The organism is Streptomyces hawaiiensis (genome assembly GCF_004803895.1).
Taxonomy (GTDB): Bacteria; Actinomycetota; Actinomycetes; order Streptomycetales; family Streptomycetaceae; genus Streptomyces; species Streptomyces hawaiiensis.
On record NZ_CP021978.1, the window covers coordinates 4108360 to 4133012 of the forward strand.

The following is a 24653-nucleotide window of genomic DNA, read 5'->3' on the forward strand; positions in this document are numbered from 1 at the left end:
GACGGCGGTCGGGATATCGTACGTAACCTCCTTTACGCCCTGCCCGGAGCGGGTATATCCGCGTAGACTCCGCGCGTGGCCAAGGTGACTCGGGATGATGTGGCGCGGCTGGCAGGGACTTCCACTGCCGTGGTCAGCTATGTCATCAACAACGGACCCCGGCCGGTCGCCCCGGCCACGCGCGAGCGTGTCCTCGCCGCGATCAAGGAACTGGGGTACCGGCCCGACCGGGTGGCCCAGGCGATGGCGTCCCGGCGTACCGACCTCATAGGCCTGATCGTGCCGGACGCGCGCCAGCCCTTCTTCGGGGAGATGGCGCACGCGGTCGAACAGGCCGCGTCCGAGCGCGGAAAGATGGTCCTCGTCGGGAACTCCGACTACATCGGCGAGCGCGAGGTCCACTACCTGCGCGCCTTCCTGGGCATGCGGGTCTCCGGGCTGATCCTCGTCAGCCACGCGCTCAACGACCTGGCCGCCGCCGAGATCGAGGCCTGGGACGCCCGGGTCGTGCTGCTGCACGAACGCCCCGAGGCCATCGACGACGTCGCCGTCACCACGGACGACCTGGGCGGCGCCGAGCTCGCCGTCCGCCACCTGCTGGAGCACGGCTACGAGTACGTCGCCTGTATGGGCGGCATAGCCGAGACCCCCGCGGTCGGCGACCCGGTCTCCGACCACGTCGAGGGCTGGCGCCGCGCGATGGCCGAGGCCGGGATCTCCACGGAGGGCCGCCTCTTCGAGGCCCTCTACAACCGCTACGACGCCTACCAGGCCGCCCTGAAGATCCTCTCCGGCCCCGACCGCCCGCCGGCGATCTTCTGCTCCACCGACGACCAGGCCATCGGCCTGCTGCGGGCGGCGCGCGAGCTGCGCATCGACGTCCCGGGCGAGCTGGCGGTGGCGGGCTTCGACGACATCAAGGAGGCGGCGCTCACGGACCCGCCCCTGACGACGATCGCGTCCGACCGTCCGGCGATGGCCCGGGCGGCGGTCGACCTCGTCCTCGACGACGGGCTGCGGGTGGCGGGGGCCCGGCGGGGCGAGCGGCTGAAGGTGTTCCCGTCGCGACTGGTGACCCGGCAGTCCTGCGGCTGCGTGTAGTCCCGGGCGTGGCCTTCGGCGGTTGACAGCAGGCCTCTTTATATCGGGCATACGAGGTTCTGTCGGGCTTCTCAGGGAGCACTCAGGAAGCTCTCATGGTCGGGCGACAAGCTCGATGGCATGACCGAGAGCTTCCACCGCAGTGGCGAGTACGAGAACCCTTACGAGGGTCAGCAGCAGGCCCCGGTGAACCCCGAGTGGCCGCCCCCGCCGGCGTACGCCCCGGCGCATGCTCCGCATCCGAAGAAGCGCGGCCGTGGCCCGCTGGCGCTGATCGCCGCCGTCGCGATCGTCGCGGCGGCGATAGGCGGCGGCACCGCCTACGGCATCCAGGAACTGACCGGCAACGACACCGTCGCCTCCAGCTCCACCAGCACCAACGTGGTCCCCTCCAGCCAGAAGGGCACGGTCGCCGGGGTCGCCAAGGCGGTCAGCCCCAGCATCGTCGAGATCAGCGCCGACTCCAGCGCAGGGTCCTCCACCGGCTCCGGCGTGATCATCACCAGCGGCGGCGAGATCGTCACCAACAACCACGTCGTCGCCGGCGCCTCGCAGATCAAGGCGACGACCAGCGACGGCAAGTCGTACACCGCGAAGGTCGTGGGCACCGACAGCAAGAAGGACCTGGCGCTGATCAAGCTGGAGAACGCCTCCGGCCTGAAGGCGGCCACGCTCGGCGACTCGGCCGGGCTGCAGGTCGGCGACCAGGTCGTGGCGATCGGCTCCCCCGAGGGGCTGTCCGGCACCGTCACCAGCGGCATCATCTCGTCCCTCGACCGTGACGTCACGGTCCCGACGGAGGAAGGTCAGGGCCAGAGCCAGGACCAGGGCCAGCAGCAGTGGGGGCAGGGCCAGGGGCAGGGCGACCAGTGGCCGTTCGAGTTCGGCGGCCGCCAGTTCAACGGCGACACCGGGTCCAGCACGACGACGTACAAGGCGCTCCAGACCGACGCGTCCCTCAACCCGGGCAACTCCGGCGGCGCGCTGATCGACATGAACGGCAACATCATCGGGATCAACTCCGCGATGTACTCGCCGACCAGCCAGGCCTCCTCGTCCTCCGACGCGGGCAGTGTCGGCCTGGGCTTCGCCATCCCGATCAACACCGTCAAGGCCGACCTCGCGAAGCTGCGGGCGGGGTCGACCGACTGAGTTCCACCGAGTGTGTTCCATCGAGCGAGGAGTACGGCGATGATCCAGCAGATCGCACACGCGGAGCCGGGCGGGGACCCGGCCGGGGTCGGGCTGGCCCTGGCGGTGGCGCACGAACTGCACGCACCGGCGGGCCGGGCGCCGGAGGTGTCGGCCAAGGCGGCCAAGGCGACCCGGCGGGCGGGCCGGGCCGCGACGGCCCGACGCCGCACGGTACGGGGCTGACGCTCCTCCCGGCACTCCCCCGCGACATGCGACGCTGAGACCGTCAGAGCAGCACCCCCGTCCCCCTTCATCCCCGAGGACCCCGACCCATGAGCCCCGCAGACGGCGACCGTGACACCCAGCGCATCCTCATCGTCGACGACGAGCCGGCCGTACGCGAAGCACTCCAGCGCAGCCTCGCGTTCGAGGGGTACGGGACCGAGGTCGCCGTCGACGGCGCGGACGCGCTGGACAAGGCGGCGGCCTACCGGCCCGACCTGGTCGTCCTCGACATCCAGATGCCGCGCATGGACGGCCTGACGGCAGCGCGCCGCATCCGCGCCACCGGCGACACCACTCCGATCCTGATGCTCACGGCCCGTGACACCGTCGGCGACCGGGTCACCGGCCTCGACGCGGGCGCCGACGACTACCTGGTCAAGCCCTTCGAACTCGACGAACTCTTCGCCCGCATCCGTGCCCTGCTGCGCCGCAGCTCCTACGCGGCGGCCATGGGCGCGGCCGGTCCGGCCGACGAGGACGCGCTCGCCTTCGCCGACCTGCGCATGGACCTCGCGACGCGGGAGGTCACGCGGGGCGGGCGCCAGGTGGAGCTGACCCGTACGGAGTTCACGCTCCTGGAGATGTTCATGGCACACCCGCGCCAGGTCCTCACCCGGGAGCAGATCCTCAAGGCCGTCTGGGGCTTCGACTTCGAGCCGTCGTCGAACTCCCTCGACGTGTACGTGATGTACCTGCGTCGCAAGACCGAGGCGGGCGGGGAGCCGCGGCTCGTGCACACGGTGCGGGGGGTCGGTTACGTGCTGCGGCAGGGCGGCGCCGAGTGAACAAGCTCGTACGCCGGTTCCGCTCCCTGCCGATCCGCTCCCGACTGGCGCTGCTGGTGGCGGCGGCGGTGGCGTTCGCGGTGGCGGCGGTGTCGGTGACGTGCTGGTTCATCGTGCAGGGCAAGTTGTACGACGAGATTGACAACGACCTGAAGTCGTCGGTCGCGCCGCTGCGTTCGGGCGAGTTCCAGGCGCTCACCCACGATTGCCGTCAGACGCCTTCCGACTCGCTGGGCATGGGGTCGCGGCCCAAGACCTACGGGCAGCTGGTCCGCGTCGACGGCAAGCTGTGTCTCTTCCCGTCCTCCACGACCCAGGTGCGCGTCACCGGCGACGACAAGGCCGTGGCCAGGAACCCCGACCCGAACCAGGGCCGCATCCGCGACGGCACGGACGACCACGGCAACAAGCTGCGCGTCCTGACGACGGCGGTCGTCATCAAGGACGAGGAACTGCCCCCGGGCGTCGCCGCCGACTACTCCCTCGTCATCGCCCTGCCGCTCAAGGGAACGCAGTCCACGCTCAACGAGCTGGCGCTGATCCTCCTGCTGGTCTCCGGCGTGGGAGTGCTCGGTGCCGGAGCGGCCGGCCTGGCCGTCGCCCGGGCCGGGCTGCGCCCCGTCGACAAGCTGACGGACGCCGTCGAGCACGTGGCCCGCACGGAGGACTTGAACATCCGCATCCCCGTGGAGGACGACAGCGAGGACGAGATCGCCCGTCTGTCCCGTTCCTTCAACGCCATGACCTCGGCCCTGGCCAGCTCCCGTGACCTGCAACAGCAACTGATCGCGGACGCCGGCCACGAACTGCGCACCCCGCTGACCTCCCTCCGCACGAACATCGAACTCCTCACCCGCAGTGAGGAAACGGGCCGCCCCATCCCCGAGGCGGACCGCAAGGCGCTGCTCGCGTCGGTGAAGGCGCAGATGACGGAGCTGGCCGCGCTCATCGGCGACCTCCAGGAACTGTCCCGCCCGGACACGGGCCAGCACGCGGGCCGGACGCAGATCGTCGCCTGGCAGGACACGGTCGAGTCGGCGCTGAGGCGAGCGCGGCTGCGGGGCCCGGAGCTGACGATCACGGCGGACGTGCGGCCGTGGTTCGTCCGCGCGGAGCCGTCGGCTCTGGAGCGGGCGGTGGTGAACATCCTGGACAACGCGGTGAAGTTCAGCCCGGAGAGCGGCACGATCGAGGTCCGCCTGTCCGAGGGCGTCCTCACCGTCCGCGACCACGGCCCGGGCATCCCCGCCGACGAACTCCCCCACGTCTTCGACCGCTTCTGGCGCTCGCCGAGCGCACGGGCGCTGCCGGGCTCGGGCCTGGGCCTGTCGATCGTGGCACGTACGGTGCAGCAGGCGGGCGGCGAGGTGTCCCTTTCCCCGGCGGAGGGCGGCGGAACGGTGGCGACGGTACGACTGCCGGGGGCGGCGGTGCCTCCGCCGGAGGATCTGCCTACTTCGTGACGTAGGTGAGGAACGACGTCCAGGGGCTCGCGCCGAACACGAGCACCGGGCCGTCGGGCTGCTTGCTGTCGCGGACCGGGACTATGCCGGGGTGGTCGTCTGCGACCTCCAGGCAGTTCGAGGCTCCCCCGTCGCTGTAGGAGGACTTCCGCCACACGGCGGCGGTCACTTCAGGGGCTCGGTTCATGGTCTGCACTCCTCCAGAAGGCGCTTGATGAACGCCGTCGACTCCAGGGGAGTCAGCCCCGCGTCCCTGACGCGATCGTAGGACAAACGAAAGCGCAAGACCTTGTCCGCTTCCGTGACCAACTCACCGAAGCCATTGCCCTCTGTCCAGGAGGTGGGACAACTGCTCCGCCCACACCTTCGCCTCAGGAACGGGCCGCCGAAGAGCCCCCTCGTCCAGGATGACGCGTACGTCCGGCGCCGCTCGCGGTAGAGCAACTCCTGTCGCCCCATGCGCGCAGCCACCTGTTCCTCGACTTCCTCACTGTTGCTTGCCGTTGTCTGGGCGCCAGACAACCCTGACAACACCGCTCGGGCATAGTCCTCGGTCTGCAACAGGCCCGGCACGCGCAGCTGGAACATCCACATGATCTGCGCCGTCGCCTCCAGGTCCATGAAGGCCCGGTACTTGTCCTTGATGACCTCGCGTCGGGCATCACGCCACTCCCGAACCAGCAGGTCACCGCACCCGTAATAGCTGTCCAGGTCCTCCATGACCGCCAGCTTGGAGAGCCGCTCTCCCTTCTCCAAGCGGCTCAATTGACATGCTCCTCGGGCTGAAGCCCGAGGATTCTGGCCGTCCCTGCCCGTCGCTGTGCCGCTACGCGGCACGGCTTTGGTCGGGGATTCCGTGGCTTCCTGTTTCTTCGCGCTGTGCCAGAACAGGTTCTGGTCCTACCGGCGCTCCGCAGGCCGATACCGCCAGTCCGGCGGCCCGTTTCACGTTCTTCGCGGCGTTGACGTCCCGATCATGCAGGGTGCCGCAGGCGGGACAGGTCCACTCCCGCACATCCAGGGGCTTGGGCCCATCACGGTGTCCGCAGGCCGAGCACACCTGACTGGTGGGCTCCAACCGGCCGATCTTCACAAAGGTCCGCCCGTACCGCTCCGCCTTGTAAGCGAGCATGGCCACGAACTGCGACCAGCCCGCGTCGTGCACGCTCTTCGCCAGCCGGGTGCGCGCAAGTCCCGAGACCGCCAGATCCTCCACCGCGACCGATTGGTTCTCTCGGATCAGCTTCGTGGACAACTGATGGTGGAACTCCTCTTGCGCGCGTCAGCCACGGCCGCGTGGGCGCGGGCGACCTTCAGGCGGGCCTTGGCCCGGTTCCTCGATCCCTTCCGCTTACGGGACAACTCCCGCTGAACCCTCTTCAGCTTCTTCTCCGCACGGCGCAGAAAACGCGGCGAATCAATCTTCGTCCCGTCGGAGAGGACCGCGAAGTGCGTGAGGCCCAGGTCAATGCCGACGGCGCTGCCGGGGTCCGGATCGTCCCAGCGGGCCCGGCCGGTGTCGGGGCCGGTGTCGATGAGGAAGGACGCGAAGTACCTCCCGGCCGAGTCCAGGATCACCGTGACGCTGGACGGCACGGCGGGCAGGATGCGGGACCACTTCACCCGCACCTCGCCGATCTTCGGCAGCAACAGCCGCCCTCGGCCGGTGATCTTCCAGCGCGCGTTCGCGGTGAACCGGATCGACTGCCGGGCATCCTTACGCGACTTCAAACGCGGCGCGCCCACCCGCTTCCCCTTGCGCTCCCCCTTCAGCGAGGCGAAAAAACTCTTGTACGCCGCCTCCACGTCCCGCAAGGACTGCTGCAGCACCACCGAGGAGACCTCGCCCAGCCAGCAGCGCTCAGGCGTGTGCCGGGCCCGCGTGATCAACCGCTTCGACAACTCGCCCGCATTCGGGAACGGCAACCCGGCCGCGCGGGCGTCCTCACGGGCGCGCACCGCGTCGTTGAACACCACCCGAGCACACCCGAAGCCCTCGCCAACGCCGTGCGTTGACCGGGCTCCGGGTACAGACGGAAGGCATACCGAAGCTGCATGCGACGATCGTACGAACAGGCCACTTGGACTGTCGCCGGGAACATCCGTTCCCCACCTCACCGTGCGCGGTCCGGCTCCGCCGGAACGACACTGCGACGCTCCGCGCCGCAGTCACAAGATTCGCTTCACCACCGGGCTGAAGCCCGATGCACTGCGAATGAAACTCGGTAGCTCTTGTCGTACCCGGTGTCCTCCGCCAACTGCCCGAGCGACTTGCCCGCCTGCTCTCGCAGGAACCTCAGCGTCCGGCCCAGGACCGCCCGGCCCCCGTCAACCATTTCGCCCACGTCACCCCTCCCCGTTGCCTGGGCCGCCAGGCAACACCTGGCCTCTTCCGCAGCGTAGGGGCATGCGGTGACGATGTGGGCACGAACGGTGATCGCCGCTCGTCACACCCTGCCTTCCCCCTGCCCTGAGAAGGGACGCTTCCGTGCGCCTGCGTATCGCCGAACTCTGCGAGTCCCTCCTGCTCGCCCTCGTACGGCTCCTGCTGCCCGCCCGGGGGCGGCATCGGGCCACCGCGTCTCCCCCGCCGCGGCCACTGCCCCCACCCGTGCGGCTCCCCCGCCCTCTCCCCGTGGAGCCCTTCGAAATCGACACCCCTCTCGTCCGGCCGTACCTGCACGCCGTGGAGGTGTACGCATGAGGCTGCTCCCCTGGGCCGGCGCCGACGGCAAGCCCTGCTGCCTCAGCACCGACCATCCCGACAGCCTGCTCTCGCGGCTCGCCGACGACATCGAGGCCGCGCAACTCGCCTCCGCCGAACAGGTCCTGGCCGGTGCCGAGGCAGTGCTCCGCGACACCGAGGCCGGGGAACGCGCCGTGCGTTTCGCGTTGGTCAGGGCCTTGGAGTCGCTGGGGGACGTGTTGCGCGTCGCGGTCAGCCGGGGCGAGCGCATCCCCGGGCAGGACACGTGACAGGTCAGTGGAAGCCGAGCATCCCGGGGGAGTCGACGTCCACCGTGACGACTCCCGGCGGATACGCGTCCTCCCGGTCCGTCAGCAGGATCGACATCCCTGTGAACTCAGCGCGAGGCAGCGCACAGTACAGGGCGTGACACCTGTCCGAGCCGCCGTAGCCGTCCCTGACCATCGTTCCGACGGTGACCGCGGCAACCGTCGTGAGGTCGTCGACGACGACCGACGAGAAGGCGAGCACCCGCCCTGCCGCGCCCTCGTCCTCCGACTCGGCCTGCATGAGGCAGAGCGCGGGAATCCGGAGGACGTCACCCGGGGTGCGCGCCATGTTCCCGGCGAGGACGTTCAGCGTCTTGTGGCCGTCGGCCAGCGCCCGGGTGGCACCGGTGTCGAGAATGATCACGCGGCCGCACCCCGGGCCGCGCGGGCCTTCTCAGCGGCGATCTTGTAGATGTTGCCGAGGACGTCGGGCGCCTTCTCGAACTCCTCGTCACTGATGTCGACACCGATCACGTCACGGACGACCTGCCGGTCAGCCGCGACGCGCTCCGCGAGCTGCGCCGCCGTCGGCTGCTCCGAAGCCAACTGCTCCACGAGCTGCCCCAGAGTCACCCCGCGCTCCTTGGCCACCTGCGCGAGATGGTCCCGGGCCTGGCGGGACACCTGGATGGTCGTGTTGTCTGCCATGGTCACACTGTAGCCACACCACAACAGGGTGCACCCCGGCCTCCGCCCCCTTTCACACGATCGCGTTCGGACCCGGCAACCTTTCCGTCCGGGGCGGCGACTGGTCAGCGGTCATTCCCCCACACGGATCGGATCGCCGTATGAGTGAGCCGCGTAACAAGGCCCGTCCCCGTCACCGCAGAAGCCGTACCGCCCTGGCGGTCGGGGTCCCCCTGGCCCTGACCGCCGCCGGTACCTTCGCCTACGGCCCCGATCTCGGCGTCCTCGGCAGCAGTGCCCAACAGGCCTCCGCCGCCGCCCCCACCTGGGCCGCCGACACCGCCGACGGGTTCGCCTCCGTCAACTCGCTCGGGCAGAACGGGACGTACGGCGGCCGGGACGGGAAGACCGTCACCGTCAAGACCCTCGCCGAGCTGGAGAAGTACGCCACCGCGACCGAGCCGTACGTCATCGTCGTCGCCGGGACCATCACCATGAACCCGGTCGGGAAAGAGATCAAGGTCAAGTCCGACAAGACCATCGTGGGGGCCGGGACCTCCGGGCACATCGTCGGCGGCGGGTTCTTCCTCGGCCAGGGCGTGCACAACGTGATCATCCGGAACCTGACCATCCGGGACGCGTACCAGGGCATCTGGAACGACAAGGACCACGACTTCGACGCCATCCAGATGGACGGCGCCCATCACGTCTGGATCGATCACAACGATCTGCGGCACATGGCCGACGGGCTCATCGACGTCCGCAAGGACAGCACGAACGTCACCGTCTCCTGGAACAAGCTGAGCGACAACAACAAGACCTTCGGCATCGGCTGGACCGAGAACGTCAAGACCGACATCACGATCCACCACAACTGGATCCGCGAGACCGAGCAGCGCAACCCGTCCACCGACAACGCCGCCCACGCCCACCTCTACAACAACTTCCTGGAGGACGCCCCGGGCACCGCCATCAAGTCGGCGTACGGGAACTACTCGCGCGGCGGCACGAAGATGGTCCTGGAGAACTCCCTCTTCCAGGGCGTCAAGAACCCCGTCATCAAGGACAGCGGCGCCGCCGTCGTCCAGCGCGGGAACGCCTTCTCCGGCACCAGCGGGCGCAACGAGAGCGGCGGGACCGCCTTCGATCCGAAGACGTACTACCCGTACAGCCTCGACAAGGCCGCCGATCTCCCGTCGATCCTCAAGTCCGGTGCCGGACCCCGCGCTTCCATCGGCGCGACCGCCGCCGCCCCCACCAAGGCCGCCGCCGCGACGACCCTCACCGTGGCCAAGGACGGCAGCGGGCAGTACACGACCGTGCAGGCCGCGGTGAACGCCGTACCGGCGAACAACCCGTCGCGCGTCGTGATCGCCGTGAAGCCGGGGACGTACCGGGAACTGGTGAAGGTGCCCTCCAACAAGCCGCACGTCACCATCCAGGGCACCGGCGGGAGCCGCAAGGACACGACGATCGTCTACAACAACGCGTCGGGCACTCCCAAGCCGGGCGGTGGGACCTACGGCACGGGCGGCAGCGCGACCGTCGCCGTCGAGGCCGACGACTTCCAGGCCCGGAACCTGACCATCTCCAACGACTTCGACGAGAAGGCCAACCAGTCCCTCAACGGGCATCAGGCCGTCGCCCTGCGGACCGCCGCCGACAAGGTGTTCCTGGACGGGATCATCGTCAGCGGCGACCAGGACACGCTGCTGCTCGACACCGCGTCGAAGGACCGGCTGGGCCGGGTCTACGTCAGCAACTCCTACGTCATCGGCAACGTCGACTTCATCTTCGGCCGGGCCACGGCCGTCGTCGACAAGTCCGTCATCACGCTGAAGAAGCGCTGGAACGGCACCTCGGCCGGGTACATCACCGCGCCGAGCACCGCGGCGAACCGCAAGGGCATCCTGATCGCCAACTCCACGGTGAACGGCGATGTGTCGGCCGGGAGCTTCCACCTCGGGCGGCCCTGGCACGCGGGCGGCGACGCGTCCCTGGATCCGCAGACCACGGTCCGCAACACCAGCCTGAGCAACGCGATCAAGTCGGCCCCGTGGACCGACATGAGCGGCTTCTCCTGGAAGGACGACCGGTTCGCCGAGTACAAGAACAACGGGGCGGGGGCGGGCGCTGCCGGCACCGACCGGCCGCATCTGAGCGACGCGCAGGCCGCGAACCAGGAGGTCGCGGACTGGCTCGCGGGCTGGACGCCCTCGGCGTCCTGAACGGCTCCCTTCCGGGTCCGGCTGACGAGCGGCGCCGGACCCGGAAGGGTCACCACCGCTACTGCTTCCAGGCGTAGTGCAGGCGGTCCAGACCGCTCTGGTTGTTCACCGTCAGGCTGAGGTTCGTGCCCGTGCCCTGGAGCGTGGTGAGGGAGTAGGTGTCACCGTTGCGCAGGCCCGGCCAGTAGACCGAGCCCAGGCCCAGCTCCCGGATGGTGTCGGTCGCGGCCTGTATGTAGGCGACCTCGTTGGAGGTGCCCACCGGGCCGTTGTAGTCCAGGCCGGTGGTCATCGAGGCGCCGAACTCGTCGAGGATCGTGCGCGAGGCGCAGTCGCCGATGCGGGCCTTGAAGTCCTGCTTCCACTGGTCGACGCTGGTCCAGTCGGTGTGCCAGAAGCCGTAGTTGTGCAGGGCCAGGCGCGTGCCCTTCAGACGCGGGTCGGCGCAGACCGGCTTGACGTCCTCGCTGTACTTGTAGCCGCCGATCAGGATCCGGTCGCGGGGAACGTTGTTGTGGGCCCTCACCCACGTCGCGGCGATGTCGGTCCACTCCTGGGCGGTGTAGCCGAACGGCTCGTTCATCGGCTCGAAGTACACCTTGGAGTTGCGGGCGTAGGAGGAGGTGATCCGCGCCCACATCTGGTTCCAGGACGCCTGGCTGTCGATCTTGCCGTCCTTGGCGTTGTCGGCCTCCCAGTAGCCCAGGATGACCTTGAAGCCCTTGGCGGTGGCGGCGTCGATCGCGCCCCGGTACGACTTCCAGAACGGGCCGTTCACGGAGGTCGGGTTGACCGGGAGGCGGACCGTGTTGGCGCCGAGCTTGGAGAATCCGCCGATGATCGCCTTGGACTTGGCGTAGGTGGTGGCGTAGCTGTCGGAGGTGGACAGGCCCGAGGGCACGACGGCGTCGTGGGCGTAGTTGTCGCGCGGGTCGGCCCAGTTGACGCCCTTGAAGTCGCTGACGGGCGGCGGGGTGGCGGGGGAGGCGGCTGCGGGGGAGGCGAGGGCCCCGCCGAATGCCGTGGCGCAGGCGAGCAGCGCCCCCAGGCAGGCTGTCCCCCGGTGAGTCTTTCGTGACACGACGTCCCCTTCTGAGCAGCACTTCGAGCGAACCTCGCGTACAGATCGGCGGCTCGTTGGCTCCCGCAAACTAGAAGAGGACCCGAACACAGGTCAACACATCTGCACACCAAATTTCATCAAGAATGCAGGCTAGGAGCCCACGGTCAGTCCCGTTCCCGACACCCGCACCCGGATGCCGTCCTCCTCCACCCGCACGTCCCGCAGCCGCACGTCCCCCTGCTCCGGCTCGGGCAGTTCGAACGCCAGCGACAGCCGGTCCGCCAGCACCGGGCGGGTCAGGCCCGACAGGGAGTCGAGCAGCTCGGGGTCGAGGCCCAGCCGGCGCATGACGTCGGGGTTCTCCAGGGCCAGGTCGATGAGGTTGAGGCGGGCGGCCTGGCGGGCGAAGCGCGGGGAGCCGGTCAGCTCGGTGAGCTTGCCGTCGTCGGCCAGGGCCTCGCGCACGGTCGCCTCGGGCACGCCCATCCGCCGCACGATGGCCGGGACCGACAGCAGCGCCTTGGCCTTGCGGGTCTCGCGGGCGAGGTCGGCGGTGCCCTTGGGCGTCAGATGCAGGCCCTCCGATGCGCGGGTGCCGGGGCGGTAGGTGGCCAGGTCGCCGATGTCCAGGCGCATCCTGCCGATCTCGGTGGCGATGCCCCGCTCGCCCTGCCGCCGGATCCGGGCCTCGGCGCGCAGCCGCAGGTTGTGCCCGGCGACCGGCAGGGTGCCGTCGGCCCGGACCCGGTCACGGCCCTCGCCGGTGAACGTCACCTGCGAGGCACCGAGTTCGCGGTTGAGGTCGGCGAAGGTCAGCTGGACGTCCCCGTCGAAGCGGGGGACGTGGGCGCCGCGCACGGAGGTGAGGCCGTCGGCGTCCAGTCGTACGTCATGGGCCGTCGCCGACACCTTCGCCAGGGAGACCCGGTCGGCGGCGACGTCCGGGACGGTCACCTTCACCGAGTCCAGGTGCTTGTCGGCGAGCTGGGTGAGGAAGGGGAAGCCGCCGATCTCCACCTCGGGCGCCGCGGCCAGGTCGAGGCGGTCCTTGAGGGTGTCGGCGGCCCGGTGCTCGGCGTACAGCACCGCCCAGCGGTCGCCGAGGGCGGTGAACGAGGCGAGGACGACCAGGCCGACCACCGCCTTCACCGCGAGCGGCAGGCCAGCGAAACGATTCTTCCTACGCCGCCTGCCGCCGCGGCGGTGGTCCGGCGGGGTCCAGGCGTCCTCGGCGCCCGCATCGTGTTCCTTCGCGAGGAACTCATCCAGAGGGGTCTCCTCCAGGGGCCCGTCATCGAGGGCGGCGAGCTCCTCGTACGGGTTCGGACGGGGATGCGCATCTAGGTGGTGGGGGGTACGCATCGAGCCATCCGACCATGCGTACCGCCCCCACCCGCAACTCGAACCCCCGGTATGCGATCTACTTCACGATCGTGATGCGGTCCGCCTTCGGCGGGGCGATCGGGGCAGTGGCCGAGGAGTTGGCCGTCAGGTACTGCTCCAGCGCGGTCAGGTCGTCGGCGCCGACGACGTCGTTCGTGCCCTGTCCGAGGGTCGGGAAGCCGTCGCCGCCGCCCGCGAGGAAGCTGTTCGTCGCGACGCGGTAGGTGGCGGCCGGGTCGATGGCCGCGCCGTTCAGCCTGATGCTGTCCGTGACCACGCGGTCGGCACCGGACTGGGTGAGGTCCAGCGTGTAGGTCAGGCCGGACGAGACCTGGAGGACCTTGGGGGCCGCCGCGTTCGGGCCGGACACCTGCTCCTTGAGCACCTGGATCAGCTGGGCGCCCGTGAAGTCCTGGAGGTTCACGGTGTTGGCGAACGGCTGGACCGTGAAGCCCTCGGCGTAGGTGACGACACCGTCGCCCTCACCGGCCTTGGCCGTGTGGGTCAGGGGTGCGCGGATACCGCCCGGGTTCATCAGCGCCAGGTCGGTCTCCGGGTCCAGCTGCTTGCCGTGGGCGAGCTGGGCGTCGGCGATGAGGTCGCCGAGCGGGGACTCGGTGCCGGTGTTGCCGATGTCGCCGGAGATGTAGCCGATCGGCTTGTTGCCGATGGGCGCGGCCAGCGTGTTCCACTTGCTGATCAGCTCGGTCATGTCGGGCGCCTTGGGGACGTCCCGGGTGACCACGCGGTTAGCGGACTTCACCGCCGTACGGGCGATGTCGCCGGTCTTGCGGTCGTAGGTCAGCGTGGTGTCGGTGTAGAGGCGCCCGAAGGACGCGGCCGAGGTGACCATGCGGGGCTTGCCCGCCGGGTCGGCGATGCTGCACACGTACGCGTTGTGGGTGTGGCCGGTGACCAGCGCGTCCACCTGCGGTGTGACGTTCTTGGCGATGTCGACGATCGGGCCGGATATGCCGTCGCCCGCGCCCGGGGAGTCACAGTCGTAGTTGTACGACGTCGACGCCGGGAAGCCGCCCTCGTGGATGAGCGCGACGATCGACTTCACGCCCTGCTTCCGGAGCACCTTGGCGTACTTGTCGATCGTCTCGACCTCGTCCTTGAAGGACAGGCCCTTGACGCCCTCGGCGGAGACGATGTCCGGGGTGCCCTCCAGGGTCACGCCGATGAAGCCGACCTTGACGCCGTTCTTCTTCCACACCCAGTAGGGCTTGAGGATCGGCTTCTTGGTCTTCTCGTCGAGGACGTTGGCCGCCAGGTAGGGGAAGTCTGCGCCCTTGAACCTCTTGTCCGCGTAACAGCCGTCCTTCGGGTGGCAGCCGCCGTTCTGCAGCCGGGCCAGCTCCTTGGCGCCCTCGTCGAACTCGTGGTTGCCGACCGAGGTGACGTCGAGGTCGAGCTTGTTCAGCGCCTCGATGGTCGGCTCGTCGTGGAACAGCCCGGAGATCAGCGGGGAGGCGCCGACCATGTCACCGCCGGCCGCGGTGACGGAGTACTTCTCGCCCTTGCGGGCCTGCCGCAGATGCGTGGCGAGGTACTCGACGCCACCCGCGTCGATGGTCTTCGTCGTGCCGTCGTGCTGGTGCTCGGTGACCCGGCCGGACGAGCCCGCCGGCGGCTCCAGGTTGCCGTGCAGGTCGTTGAAGGACAGCAGCTGCACGTCCTGGTAGCGGCCGGGCCAGTGCCCGCCCTTGCGGTGGTCCTCCCCGGCGGTCGCCGCCCCCGGCAGGGCCGCGGCGGCCAGCGCGCCGACGGTGACCACACCGGCGGCGAGAGCGACGAAACGGTTCGTACGACGTCTCCGGCGCTCCGGATGCGCCGGTGAAGTGGCTGGCATACGCCCCCCTTTGGGTCTGCTGGGACAGTGATGTCGTCCGGCGCAGCCTAGAGTCAACGCGCGTAGCGCGACAGGCCTTTCGTGGTTACGACCTGGTTGCTTCTTTGCCGCCGTTTTGCCGGTGGTGCCCCGTACTCTCGTACGCATGACCAGCGACGACACCGTACGGCCCGGACGCCCCCGCTCGATCGAGACCCTTGCCGCGCTCTCCGCGGAGCAGACCGAGGCCGTGTTCGGGCTGCTCGACGAGGCGGCCCGGACCGACGGGCAGCAGGCGGTGTCCGAACAGGGCCGGTTGCAGCTGCAGCACTTCAGGGCGTCGCGAAGCGACTCCGTCGAGGGTGGTGGTGGGAGACGGGCGGGCCGAGAGCGGGAGGGCGTGTCCCATCTGCTGCTCACCGCCGGCGGGGAACTTGTCGGTTATGCCCAGCTGGAGGACACGGACCCGGTGGAGCCGCCGGCCGCCGAGCTGGTCGTGCACCCCGGGCATCGCGGGCACGGGCACGGACGGGCGCTCGGCTCGGCGCTGCTGGCCGCGTCGGGGAAGCGGCTGCGGGTGTGGGCGCACGGCGGACACTCCGCCGCCCGGCATCTCGCGCAGGTCCTGGGCCTGACGCTGTTCCGTGAACTGCGCCAGATGCGGCGGCCGTTGACCGGCTTCGACGCGCCCGACCCGGTGCTCCCCGAGGGCGTCACGGTCCGCCCCTTCGTCCCCGGCAAGGACGACGCGGCCTGGCTCGCGGTGAACGCCGCCGCCTTCGCCCACCACCCCGAGCAGGGTTCCCTCACCCAGCGCGACCTCGACGACCGCAAGGCCGAGCCGTGGTTCGACCCCGAGGGGTTCTTCCTCGCCTTCCGCGGCGACGAACTCGTGGGCTTCCACTGGACCAAGGTCCACGCCGAGGAGGGCCTCGGCGAGGTGTACGTGCTCGGCGTCGGCCCCGGCGCGCAGGGCGGCGGCCTCGGCAAGTCCCTGACCACGATCGGGCTGCGCCATCTGGCGGGGCAGGGGCTGCCGACGGCGATGCTGTACGTCGACGCCGACAACAAGGCGGCGGTGTCGGTGTACGAGCGGCTGGGGTTCGTCACGCACGAGGTGGATCTCATGTACCGGACGGAGACCTGAGCCTTGCTCTCGGTGCGTGATCTGCGCGTTCGTCCCGCCGCCGAGGGCGATCTGGCCGCCCTGGTCCGCCTGCGTGACGACGCCGCCCGCTGGATGCCGGCCCACGGCATCACCGGGCAGTGGCGGCCGGGGGAGCTGGACGAGGACCACTTCCGCCGGGTCATGGCGCGCGGCGAGGTCTGGCTGGCGGAGGCCGACGGGCGTCCGGCCGGTGCCTGGGAGCTGTGGTGGGAGGACGAGGACGCCTGGGGCCCGCAGCCGCCCGTGGCCGGATACGTGCACCGGCTGATGGTGGACCGGACCGCCACCGCGCCCGGTACGGGGCGGCTGCTGCTGACGGCCGCGGAAGACCGCGTGGCCCGGGCGGGGCGGACTCGCGTGCGCCTGGACTGCCTGGCGACGAACACCCGGCTCAACGCCTACTACCAGGATGCCGGTTACCACGTCGTGGGCGTCAAGGAGGGCAAGCCGCAGCCGGGCGGGCCGGCCAAGTCCTTCACTCTGATGGAGAAGCGGCTCGGGTAGGCGGCAGTCGCGCCCACGACGGCCGCCAGAGCTCGCCCTCCGGTGGTCGCGGCCGGGTGGCCACCAGGTAGTCGCGGAGTGCGGTCAGGCCCGGATGCGAGTTGTCCGTGCGCCAGAGCAGAAAGTGCGGATAGACCGGGACCGGGTCCCGCAGCGGGACGAGCCGCAGGTCGTGGCCGACCGGCCAGACGTGTGGGGTCCGTTCGCTGAGGAAGGTCGCCACGGTCGGGGAGCCGGCGATCGTGCCGAGGAGCGCTTCGAGGCCGAAGTTGGGCCCGATGGTGTCGATGACCGGCCCGAACTCGGCGGCGAGTTCCTCGTAGTAGGCGTGCCATTCGGTCCCGGGCACGTTGCCCGGCATCCAGATCCGGTGTCCGGCCAGTTGCGCGGGCGCCACCGATTCGGCCCGGGCGAACGGATGGCCGGGGCCGACGCACAGGTGCAGCGGCTCGTCGAGGACGGGGGTGGCCGTGATGCCGTCGGGGAGCCGCTGCCCTGGCATCGTGACGGCGCGGAAGGTGGCGTCGACGGCTCCGTCCCGCACGGCGGTCACGGCCGTCTCCACGTCGAACAGCGTGACGACGTCCAACGCGATCTCCGGGTGCGCCCGGTGGAAGTGCTGCACCAGCCCGCCGGTGGCGGCCCGGCGTCCGACCACGTCCACCCGCAGCACCCGGTCCCCGGGCCGCACGGCGGCCATCGCCCGCTCCTCCGCCTGGAGCACGACCCGGGCGTGCGGCAGCAGGGCCTGCCCGTCGATGGTGAGCTCCGCCCCTCGCGGCGTACGGACCAGCAGCCGCACCCCGAGGTCCTTCTCCAGCGCGGCGATCCGCTTGGACACGGCCTGCTGGGTGAGGGCCAGATCCACGGCGGCCTTCTGGAACTGCCCGGAGTCGGCGATCGCGACGAAGGCCCGTACGGCTTTGAGGTCCACGAGGGCAGCGTAACCGCACAACTCGTGGCTGTCGGAGGGACCGGTGAACCGGAACCTTGAGGCCGGATGCGCAGGCCGGATGCGCCCTTTGCACAACCACTCGACGTACTAGAGCCGGACCCGCCGCCGCACTGGCTCCACCGCACACACCGCGCCGAGGACTACAGCGCCGGCCAGCACCACCGCCCATCGATCATGGGCCGCCGCCCACCGCTCGTCCCGCACCGGCACGAGCAGCGCCCACCGCTCCGGCCAGAACAGCTGGACCAGCATCGCCGAGGTCAGAAGACCGGCCGCGAGCCGCGGCCCGGGCCTGGTGACGTCGCCGCGGCGCACCGCGACCGCCGCGGCGGCCACCGCCAGTACGAAGGCCGCCCCGGCCTCCAGCGTGATGTCGGCGACCGGCGGCCGTAGATCCCGCGGCACCAGCAGCAGCGCCACCGTCCACCAGGCCGCCGCGAACGGGACGACGAGCGCCACCCGCAGCGCGATACGGACCGGGCGCGGGGTCGGCACGGTGGCCGTCGTGTGCCGGGCCGGGTCGTCCAGAAGGAACACCAGGCCCATCGCGAAGGCCAGGATCGCCATGCGGAGCAGAGGCAGCGCGAGCCACTGACCGGCCCCGCCCGTCGCCCGCGGCAGCGCGGCCAGCAGCAGCCCCGTTGCGCCGGCCGCGCCCACCAGTCCCCACGGCAGGGTCCGGCAGACGGCGCCGACCAACTCCCCCCTCAGTCGAGGCACTTGTCGTCTCCCTCGGGTGCGGCCACGCCCAGCAGCTGTGCCGCCCGGGCCGCCGTCACCTTCGGCGCGGTCAGCTCGGCCCAGTGGTCCTTCACCCGCGCGGTGACCTCGCCCCGGGGCCGATCGAGCAGCGCGCGCAGCACCTCCGTCTGGGCGTCGGTCATGTACATCCCGTTCGTCGGCTGGAGCACGAGGGCCGAGCCGGTGTCGCTGTCGTCGAGCCGGACGCGGCGCAGCGCGGCCACCTGGTCGGACTCCCAGCCCACGGCCAGCCACATCACGGTGACCATGCGGCCGTCGCAGATCGAGGTCGCGGCCTTCTCGTCGCCCGCGATCAGCACGCCGGCCACGGCGGCCGAGAACTCGGGGACGCGGTTGCCGCCCCACCGGGTGCCCACCGTCACCTCGTACGGGCGCTCCAGCGGCGTCAGCGCACTGTCGCCGGAGACGCCGTGACGGGCATCGACCCGCTGCCGCACGACGATCTTCTGCTCCCGCGCGCCGCCCCCCGCCAAGGACCGCACCCGGTCCACCACCCCGGCCCAGTCGCCGACCCGCGGCCCCCACTCGGGAAACACGCAGTACGCCGACCCGTCCCGCCGGACACAGGACTGCACCTGCTCAGGGGTGGCCGAGGCCCGTTCGCGGGCCCGGACCAGTTCAGGCGAATCGCCGCGCGCCTGGGCCACCCCGCCCACCAGCGTCATGGCCAGCGTCCCGGCGACACCCGCCACGACCACAGGCTTGCGGCCACCGGCGACCAGCACCGCCACCAGGCCCGCGCACAGCGCCAGCCCGGCCAGGTACAGGGCGTGCCAGGCGGCGGGCCGGCCGATCAGGTCGGACGGCAGGGTGGTGCTGGTCGCCTCGGCGACCACCGGCAGCAGCCACCGGCTCCAGTCGTCCCTCATGCCCGAGAGGAAGAGGAACACGAACAGGAGGAACACGATCAGCAGCGGCGCGGCGAGAGCCGACCGCACCAGCCCTGCCATGAGCAGCCCGACCAGCCCGAACAGCAGCACGGTCAGCGGCCCCGCGAGCAGTTCGCTCACCGAACCCCGCCCGATCGCGCCGGGCCTGAGCGCCTCCCGGCCGAACTGCGCGGCGACGCACGCGCCGGTGGTCAGGGCCGCGGCGACGGCCGACAGCGCATGGGCGACCGTACGCCGCCACGGCTGGAGGACCAGCACCGCGAAGTGATGCTCGGTCCCGTGCCGCCGCGAGCGCAGCGCGGCGTGGTTGACGCACAGCAGCACCGCGAGCCCGACGAGCATCGGCGCCCCCTGGGTGGCGCGGTCGACGTCCTGGAGGGCCGGATGTCCGTCCCAGTCCTTCCCGCTGCGCCATACGGTCCAGCCGCCGTACACGACAAAGGCGATCATCACCGGCAGCCTCGTCAGCAGCAGGCGCGTCTCGACCAGGGCCAGGGCGATCACGGCGGCCCACGGTCCACCCGGCTCGGTCCGCTCGCCGGACGCGACCGGCTTGTCCACGACCGCGGTCATGCCGCCACCTCCGTTCCGGCCCCGTCGAGCGTGAGCAGGTAGCCGTCCTCCAGGGTGGGTTCGAGCAGCTCGGCGCCGGGCGGCGGGTCCCCCACGTTCCGGAAGGTCCCGGTCCCCGTGCGCCAGCCCGCCTTCGCGCCCGGGTCCCGTTCGGTGCTGCTCCACACGCGCCCCGCGGCCCGCGCGGTCAGTTCGGCCGGAGTGCCCTCGAACCGCACCCGGCCACCGGCCATGACCAGCACGCGGTGGCAGAGCATCGCCACGTCCTCCGTCTGGTGGGTGGACAGCAGCACGGTCCGCCCTTCTCCGGCTCCGGCGATCAACTCGCGGAACCGCATGCGCTGTTCGGGGTCCAGCCCCACGGTCGGCTCGTCGAGGACCAGGAACCCGGGGTCTGCGACCAGGGCGGCGCCCAGGGCGACGCGCTGCCGCATTCCCCCGGACAGCTTGCGGATCCGCTTGCCCCGCACCTCCGCCAGGCCGACCTCGTCGAGCACCCGCCGCACCTCCCGGTGCCGGGCCCCCCGGTCGGTCATCTCTTTCAGGATCGCCACGTAGTCGACGAACTCGAAGGCGGTGAAGTCCGGGTGGAAGCCCGGCGTCTGCGGCAGATAGCCCAGCCGGCGCCGCACCTCCTGCCGGCCGCGGGCGGTGCCCGGGTCGTGCCCGAGCACGGTGAAGGCGCCCCGGTCGGCGGGCATGGCCGTGGCGAGCACGCGCAGCAGCGTGGTCTTGCCGGCGCCGTTGGGGCCGAGCAGCCCGGTGACGCCACCGGTCAGCCGCAGCGACACGTCGTCGAGGGCCGGGGTACCGCCGTAGCGGAGGCTGAGCCCGGAGGCGGACACGGTCGGGGTCATACGGCACGTCCCTGGAAGAGGTCGAATCGGTCACGAAGCAGGAAGAGCAGCCCGGCGGCGAGCGCGGCGACCGTCGCCGCCACGCCCTGCCCGGCCACGGTGAACGGCGCGAGCGGCGTGTCCGCCCCGGCCCGCAGCACATCGGCCGTCAGCAGCAGCCCGACCCATGCCCCGCCCACCAGGCACGGCGCGAGCACCGGCCCGAGCCGGGGCATCAGCGTGAGCCCGGTCGCGGTCAGCGCCAGCCCGGGCAGCAGCCAGGCCAGCGCCCGCAGCCCGTAGGCGGGCAGCGCGAGGGTCGCCAGCCCGTTCAGCGCGAGCACGACGGCCAGCACGGCCACCGTCCGGATCATCAGCAGCCGGAACCCGTGCATCGGCGCGACGACGGCCATCTCGTACGTCGGATCCAGCGCGGGCCCGTACGACAGCGCCACCCCCGCCAGCGGCAGCAGCGGCGCGAGGGCAAGGAACAGCGTGGGGAACTCCCCGCTCCGTACGGAATGCCCGGCCGCCACGCTCAGGAGCAGCACGGCGACGACGGCTCCCAGCCAGGACCGCCGCAGCACCGGCGTCGCCGCCAGCAGCCGCGCGGTGTGCCCGGCCACCCCGGCCCGCACGAGCAGCCCCTCCAGGAGTCCCGTGCGGGGCGCGTCCAGCTCGGCGTCGAGCCGGTCCCACCCGGCGTCCAGAGCGACCGGGTCACCGACCTCGGCCAGCACCCCGCGGCACCGGGCGCACGAGGTCAGATGCGCGTCGGCGGACCAGAGCGCGGGAGCTTCCAACTCCCCCAGCGCGTAGGCGCGCAGATCCTCTTCGGACACGTGCCAGCTCATGCCAACGCCTCCCGCAGCTGCTTGCGGGCCCGCATCGCCCGCGTCTTGACCGTCCCGGGCGGTATCCCCAGCAGTACGGCCGCCTCACGGGTGGTCAGTCCGTCGACGACGGTCGCCTGCAGGACCGCCCGCAGCTCCGGCGACAGCCGGACCAGCGCCCCGGCGAGGTCCCCGTGCTCCACCCCCGCGAGCACGCGTTCCTCCGCCGACACCTCGTCCCGGTGCCGCAGCCGCGCCAGGGCCTGCCGCAGCCGCCCCCGCGCCCCGTCGCCGCGCAGCGCGTCCACCAGCCGCCGCGACCCGATGCGCCACAGCCATCCGGCCGCGTCCGCGGAACCGGCCTCCTCCCGGTGGCGGGCCTTGCCCCGCCACACCGCGAGGAATGTCTCCTGCACGACGTCGTCGACGACCCCGAGGTCGGCGCACCGCCCCCGCAACCGGGCCCGGAGCCAGGGCGCGTAGCGCCGGTACAGCTCCTCGAAGGCACGCCGGTCGGCGTCCGCGGCTATGGCCCGCAGCAGCTCCCCGTCGCTTCTCGTATCGCTCACGTCTCCTCATCGGACGGCCCCGCCCGAACGGTTCACCAGAACACGCTTGACTTTCCGGCTCCCATTCCACCACCCTTTCACTACTCAATTAGTGAAAGGGTGGTTCAGCAGTGGTCGAGTACCGCATCGACCGGCGCAGCGGCGTGGCCACCTACGTCCAGATCGTCCAGCAGACCAAACAGGCCCTGCGTCTGGGCCTGCTGGAGCCGGGCGACAAGCTCCCCACGGCCCGCGAGGTCGTGGAGGCCACCGCCATCAACCCGAACACGGTCCTCAAGGCCTACCGGGAGCTGGAGCGCGAGGGCCTGGTCGAGGCCCGCCGCGGACTGGGCACGTTCGTCCGCAAGTCCCTGAGCACCGCCCCCGCCGACTCCCCGCTCCGCGCGGAGCTGGACGCCTGGGCGGTCCGGGCACGCGAGACCGGCCTGGAGCGCGAGGACGTCGCCGCCCTCTTCACTTCCGTACTCGACGCGCACTTCGCAGACTTCAAGGGGGACGCATGACCGACACCGCCATCGAGGCGGCGGCGCTGGGCAGGAGGTTCGGGCGACGCCGCGGGCCCGCGCTGGACGGCTGCGCCTTCCGGCTCCCCGCGGGCCGCGTCTGCGCCGTCACCGGCCCGAACGGCGCCGGCAAGTCCACCCTGCTCGCCCTGGCGGCCGGGCTGCTCCGCCCCACCGAGGGCACCATCACCGTGCTCGGCACAACCCCGGCCGCGGCCCGCGAGCGCCTCGCCTACGTCGCGCAGAACAAGCCCCTGCACCCGCAGCTCACCATCGCCGGCACCCTGCGACTGGGCCGCGACCTCAACCCCCGCCGCTGGGACGCCCGGGCCGCCGAACGGATCGTCGCGGAGGGCGGCCTCGACCCGGACACGAAGATCCGCGCGCTCTCCGGTGGCCAGCGCACCCGCGTCGCGCTCGCCCTCGCCCTCGGCAAGCGCCCCGAACTGCTGCTCCTGGACGAGCCCATGGCCGACCTCGACCCGCTCGCGCGGCACCAGCTGATGGCCACGCTCATGGCCGACGCCGCCGACCACGGCACCACGGTTGTCATGTCCTCGCACGTCGTCGCGGAACTGGAGGGCTCCTGCGACCACCTGCTGCTGCTCGGCTCGGGCCGCGTCCGCCTCGCCGGGCCGCTGGACGACCTGCTCGCCGCACACACCCTGGTCACGGGCCGGGCGGGCGACGCCCTCGACCCGCACACCGTGGTCGAGTCCCGCACCACCGGCCGCCAGCTGACCGCCCTGGTCCGGCCCGCCGGCCCCCTCGGCGACGGGTTCCAGGTCGACCACCCGTCCCTGGAGGAAGTCGTCCTCGCGCATCTGCGCTCCCCCGACGCCCCGCCGCTCCTGCTCGACGCGCGGGAGGCCGCCGTATGACCGCGATGACCACCCGGGCACCGGCCGCCACCGCCCGGCGCTCCTCGCAGCCGCGCGGCCTGCTCCTGGCCCTGCTGCGGCTGCACCGCACGGCGTTGTTGTTCTGGCTGGGGCTGGTGGCGGTGGCCGCCGGGGCGCTGCTGTGGGCGATCGGCCCGGGCGCGGACGCCGCCTGGGCCGAGTACACGGACCTGGGCTGCGACCGGCCCCGCCCGAACCTGGGCTGCGACCTCCCGGGACCCGCGAACGCCCGCTACCAGACGGCCGTGGCAGTCGGCACCGGCCTCCTGGGGCTCCTCCCGCTGCTCACCGGGGCCTGGGCGGGCGGGGCGCTCATCGGCCGCGACATGGAGAGCGGCACCGCCCAGCTGGCCTGGACCCAGTCGGTCAGCCCGGCCCGCTGGCTGGCCGCCAAGCTCGCGCTCCCGGCCCTGCTGCTGGTGACGGGCACGTTCACGGTGACGCTGCTGCACCGCGTGCTGTGGTCGTCGGACCGTTCCCTGAACGGCGTCATGGGCTGGCGCGCGTGGCACGACGACGGCGTCTTCGAGATCAACGGCACCATCGCCGCCGCCCAGGCCCTCGCCGCCCTGGCGCTCGGCGTCCTGGCGGGCCTGCTGCTGCGCCGGACGCTGCCCGCCCTCGGCGTCGCGGTCCTGGCCGTCGTCTCGCTCAGCTACCTCCTCGACGACCTGCGCCCGTACCTGTGGCCGGTGAAGACCGTCGTGACGTCCCCGGACACGACTCCCGGCTCCGGCGGCATGATCGTCGAGGACGGCGCCCTGACCGCCGCCGGAGCCCGCGTCACGTACCCGGCGTGCACGGGCGAGCCCATGTGCGAGGCCCAGCACGGCATCACCCACTACTACGCCGACTACCACCCGGCCTCCCACTTCTGGCCCCTCCAGCTCGTGGAGACCGGCATCCTCCTCGCCGTCGCCGCCCTGGCGGCCGGGACCGCCTTCGTCCTGCTGCGCCGCCGCACGGGAGCCGCCGTATGACCGCCCTCACCGCGGCGACCGCCCCCGCCGCCCGCCCCGCCCTGCACCGGGGCGGCCCGCTGCGGGCGGTGCTGCGGACGCACCGGGCGGCCCTCGTCCTGTCACTCCTGGCCCTGGCGGCCGCGGCAGTCGCCCTGATCTGGCTGCACTCCCTCGGAGACGAGGCCCGGGAGGGCATGAGCGCCTGCGCCACACCCCCCACCGACCGGCTCCCGTCCTGCGCGGCGGTCGAGGCGATCAGCGCCGACGAGACCTACGCG

At 71.5% G+C, this 24653-nt stretch carries 26 protein-coding genes and 2 pseudogenes; 13 read left to right on the forward strand and 15 right to left on the reverse strand.

The window, feature by feature from the left end; genetic code table 11:
• The first annotated feature begins 75 nt into the window (after positions 1-75).
• From CEB94_RS18865 to CEB94_RS18885, 5 genes are all read left to right on the forward strand, one after another.
• Entirely contained in the window at positions 76-1101 is a 1026-nt protein-coding gene (locus tag CEB94_RS18865) for a LacI family DNA-binding transcriptional regulator (RefSeq protein ID WP_175433358.1), read from the forward strand.
• A 120-nt stretch (positions 1102-1221) separates the two neighbouring features.
• Positions 1222-2253 carry a S1C family serine protease gene (locus tag CEB94_RS18870; protein ID WP_175433359.1) on the forward strand — a complete coding sequence of 344 codons (1032 nt, stop codon included), beginning with the start codon at positions 1222-1224 and terminating at the stop codon, positions 2251-2253.
• 39 nt (positions 2254-2292) lie between these two features.
• Positions 2293-2478 carry a hypothetical protein gene (locus tag CEB94_RS18875; protein ID WP_175433360.1) on the forward strand — a complete coding sequence of 62 codons (186 nt, stop codon included), beginning with the start codon at positions 2293-2295 and terminating at the stop codon, positions 2476-2478.
• Positions 2479-2567: 89 nt separating this feature from the next.
• Positions 2568-3305 (forward strand): response regulator transcription factor, encoded by a 738-nt coding sequence (locus CEB94_RS18880; protein WP_175433361.1) that lies wholly within the window; start codon positions 2568-2570, stop codon positions 3303-3305.
• Positions 3302-4768 carry a sensor histidine kinase gene (locus CEB94_RS18885; RefSeq protein ID WP_175433362.1) on the forward strand — a complete coding sequence of 489 codons (1467 nt, stop codon included), beginning with the start codon at positions 3302-3304 and terminating at the stop codon, positions 4766-4768. Before CEB94_RS18880 ends, CEB94_RS18885 begins: the two co-directional genes overlap by 4 nt.
• On the opposite strand, the gene CEB94_RS18890 is transcribed toward CEB94_RS18885, so the two are convergent.
• The 4 genes and pseudogenes from CEB94_RS18890 to CEB94_RS40950 form a co-directional block, all read right to left on the reverse strand.
• Complete coding sequence (locus tag CEB94_RS18890; protein WP_175433363.1) at positions 4758-4955, reverse strand: DUF397 domain-containing protein; 198 nt, start codon at positions 4953-4955, stop codon at positions 4758-4760. The genes CEB94_RS18885 and CEB94_RS18890 overlap by 11 nt on opposite strands.
• On the reverse strand, positions 4952-5533 hold the full coding sequence (locus CEB94_RS18895; RefSeq protein WP_246111842.1) for a Scr1 family TA system antitoxin-like transcriptional regulator: 582 nt from the start codon (positions 5531-5533) through the stop codon (positions 4952-4954). Before CEB94_RS18895 ends, CEB94_RS18890 begins: the two co-directional genes overlap by 4 nt.
• A 61-nt stretch (positions 5534-5594) precedes the next feature.
• A pseudogene (locus tag CEB94_RS18900) lies at positions 5595-6825 on the reverse strand (RNA-guided endonuclease InsQ/TnpB family protein).
• Positions 6826-6993: 168 nt separating this feature from the next.
• Positions 6994-7143: pseudogene (locus CEB94_RS40950) on the reverse strand (helix-turn-helix domain-containing protein); the annotation flags it as partial.
• Between the two features lie 113 nt (positions 7144-7256).
• Here CEB94_RS40950 and CEB94_RS18905 point away from each other — a divergent pair.
• Both CEB94_RS18905 and CEB94_RS18910 read left to right on the forward strand, forming a co-directional pair.
• The gene (locus CEB94_RS18905) at positions 7257-7472 is read left to right on the forward strand and encodes a hypothetical protein (protein WP_175433364.1); all 216 of its coding nucleotides are present in this window, start codon (positions 7257-7259) and stop codon (positions 7470-7472) included.
• Positions 7469-7744: a hypothetical protein gene (locus CEB94_RS18910; protein WP_175433365.1), complete on the forward strand. Its 276-nt coding sequence runs from the start codon at positions 7469-7471 to the stop codon at positions 7742-7744. Before CEB94_RS18905 ends, CEB94_RS18910 begins: the two co-directional genes overlap by 4 nt.
• Positions 7745-7748: 4 nt before the next feature.
• Here the strand turns inward: CEB94_RS18910 and CEB94_RS18915 are convergent, their stop codons facing one another.
• On the reverse strand, positions 7749-8147 hold the full coding sequence (locus CEB94_RS18915; protein WP_175433366.1) for a PIN domain-containing protein: 399 nt from the start codon (positions 8145-8147) through the stop codon (positions 7749-7751).
• Positions 8144-8431 (reverse strand): hypothetical protein, encoded by a 288-nt coding sequence (locus tag CEB94_RS18920; RefSeq protein WP_175433367.1) that lies wholly within the window; start codon positions 8429-8431, stop codon positions 8144-8146. The genes CEB94_RS18915 and CEB94_RS18920 overlap by 4 nt, the downstream gene beginning before the upstream one ends.
• Positions 8432-8571: 140 nt before the next feature.
• Between CEB94_RS18920 and CEB94_RS18925 the strand changes: the two genes are divergently transcribed.
• Entirely contained in the window at positions 8572-10638 is a 2067-nt protein-coding gene (locus CEB94_RS18925; RefSeq protein WP_175433368.1) for a pectinesterase family protein, read from the forward strand.
• Between the two features lie 58 nt (positions 10639-10696).
• Here the strand turns inward: CEB94_RS18925 and CEB94_RS18930 are convergent, their stop codons facing one another.
• The 3 genes from CEB94_RS18930 to CEB94_RS18940 all read right to left on the reverse strand — a co-directional run bounded on the left by CEB94_RS18930 (position 10697) and on the right by CEB94_RS18940 (position 14939).
• Positions 10697-11719 (reverse strand): glycoside hydrolase family 5 protein, encoded by a 1023-nt coding sequence (locus CEB94_RS18930; protein ID WP_175433369.1) that lies wholly within the window; start codon positions 11717-11719, stop codon positions 10697-10699.
• Positions 11720-11851: 132 nt separating this feature from the next.
• Positions 11852-13063, reverse strand: a complete 1212-nt coding sequence (locus tag CEB94_RS18935) for a DUF2993 domain-containing protein (RefSeq protein WP_175433370.1) — start codon at positions 13061-13063, stop codon at positions 11852-11854.
• Between the two features lie 58 nt (positions 13064-13121).
• The gene (locus tag CEB94_RS18940; protein WP_175433371.1) at positions 13122-14939 is read right to left on the reverse strand and encodes a bifunctional metallophosphatase/5'-nucleotidase; all 1818 of its coding nucleotides are present in this window, start codon (positions 14937-14939) and stop codon (positions 13122-13124) included.
• A gap of 145 nt (positions 14940-15084) precedes the next feature.
• Between CEB94_RS18940 and mshD the strand changes: the two genes are divergently transcribed.
• Both mshD and CEB94_RS18950 read left to right on the forward strand, forming a co-directional pair.
• Positions 15085-16065, forward strand: a complete 981-nt coding sequence (mshD, locus tag CEB94_RS18945) for a mycothiol synthase (protein WP_175433372.1) — start codon at positions 15085-15087, stop codon at positions 16063-16065.
• Between the two features lie 12 nt (positions 16066-16077).
• Positions 16078-16590: a GNAT family N-acetyltransferase gene (locus tag CEB94_RS18950; RefSeq protein ID WP_175433373.1), complete on the forward strand. Its 513-nt coding sequence runs from the start codon at positions 16078-16080 to the stop codon at positions 16588-16590.
• Here the strand turns inward: CEB94_RS18950 and CEB94_RS18955 are convergent.
• The 6 genes from CEB94_RS18955 to CEB94_RS18980 all read right to left on the reverse strand — a co-directional run bounded on the left by CEB94_RS18955 (position 16562) and on the right by CEB94_RS18980 (position 22008).
• The gene (locus CEB94_RS18955; protein WP_175433374.1) at positions 16562-17524 is read right to left on the reverse strand and encodes a LysR family transcriptional regulator; all 963 of its coding nucleotides are present in this window, start codon (positions 17522-17524) and stop codon (positions 16562-16564) included. The genes CEB94_RS18950 and CEB94_RS18955 overlap by 29 nt on opposite strands.
• A gap of 108 nt (positions 17525-17632) precedes the next feature.
• Positions 17633-18265: an ABC transporter gene (locus tag CEB94_RS18960; protein ID WP_246111843.1), complete on the reverse strand. Its 633-nt coding sequence runs from the start codon at positions 18263-18265 to the stop codon at positions 17633-17635.
• A complete protein-coding gene (locus tag CEB94_RS18965) occupies positions 18253-19770 on the reverse strand; it encodes an ABC transporter permease (RefSeq protein WP_175433375.1) in 1518 nt (505 codons plus the stop codon). Before CEB94_RS18965 ends, CEB94_RS18960 begins: the two co-directional genes overlap by 13 nt.
• Positions 19767-20627, reverse strand: coding sequence for an ABC transporter ATP-binding protein (locus CEB94_RS18970; protein WP_175433376.1), 861 nt, complete (start codon positions 20625-20627; stop codon positions 19767-19769). Before CEB94_RS18970 ends, CEB94_RS18965 begins: the two co-directional genes overlap by 4 nt.
• Positions 20624-21460 (reverse strand): zf-HC2 domain-containing protein, encoded by an 837-nt coding sequence (locus tag CEB94_RS18975; protein WP_175433377.1) that lies wholly within the window; start codon positions 21458-21460, stop codon positions 20624-20626. Before CEB94_RS18975 ends, CEB94_RS18970 begins: the two co-directional genes overlap by 4 nt.
• The gene (locus CEB94_RS18980) at positions 21457-22008 is read right to left on the reverse strand and encodes an RNA polymerase sigma factor (protein ID WP_175433378.1); all 552 of its coding nucleotides are present in this window, start codon (positions 22006-22008) and stop codon (positions 21457-21459) included. Before CEB94_RS18980 ends, CEB94_RS18975 begins: the two co-directional genes overlap by 4 nt.
• Before the next feature lie 110 nt (positions 22009-22118).
• Here CEB94_RS18980 and CEB94_RS18985 point away from each other — a divergent pair, with 110 nt between their 5' ends.
• Genes CEB94_RS18985 through CEB94_RS18995 form a run of 3 tightly spaced genes read left to right on the forward strand, consistent with a single transcriptional unit; the run spans position 22119 to position 24393 of the window.
• A complete protein-coding gene (locus CEB94_RS18985; protein ID WP_175433379.1) occupies positions 22119-22511 on the forward strand; it encodes a GntR family transcriptional regulator in 393 nt (130 codons plus the stop codon).
• Positions 22508-23392 carry an ABC transporter ATP-binding protein gene (locus CEB94_RS18990; RefSeq protein ID WP_175433380.1) on the forward strand — a complete coding sequence of 295 codons (885 nt, stop codon included), beginning with the start codon at positions 22508-22510 and terminating at the stop codon, positions 23390-23392. Before CEB94_RS18985 ends, CEB94_RS18990 begins: the two co-directional genes overlap by 4 nt.
• A complete protein-coding gene (locus CEB94_RS18995; protein ID WP_175433381.1) occupies positions 23389-24393 on the forward strand; it encodes an ABC transporter permease in 1005 nt (334 codons plus the stop codon). The genes CEB94_RS18990 and CEB94_RS18995 overlap by 4 nt, the downstream gene beginning before the upstream one ends.
• Positions 24394-24653 lie beyond the last annotated feature (260 nt).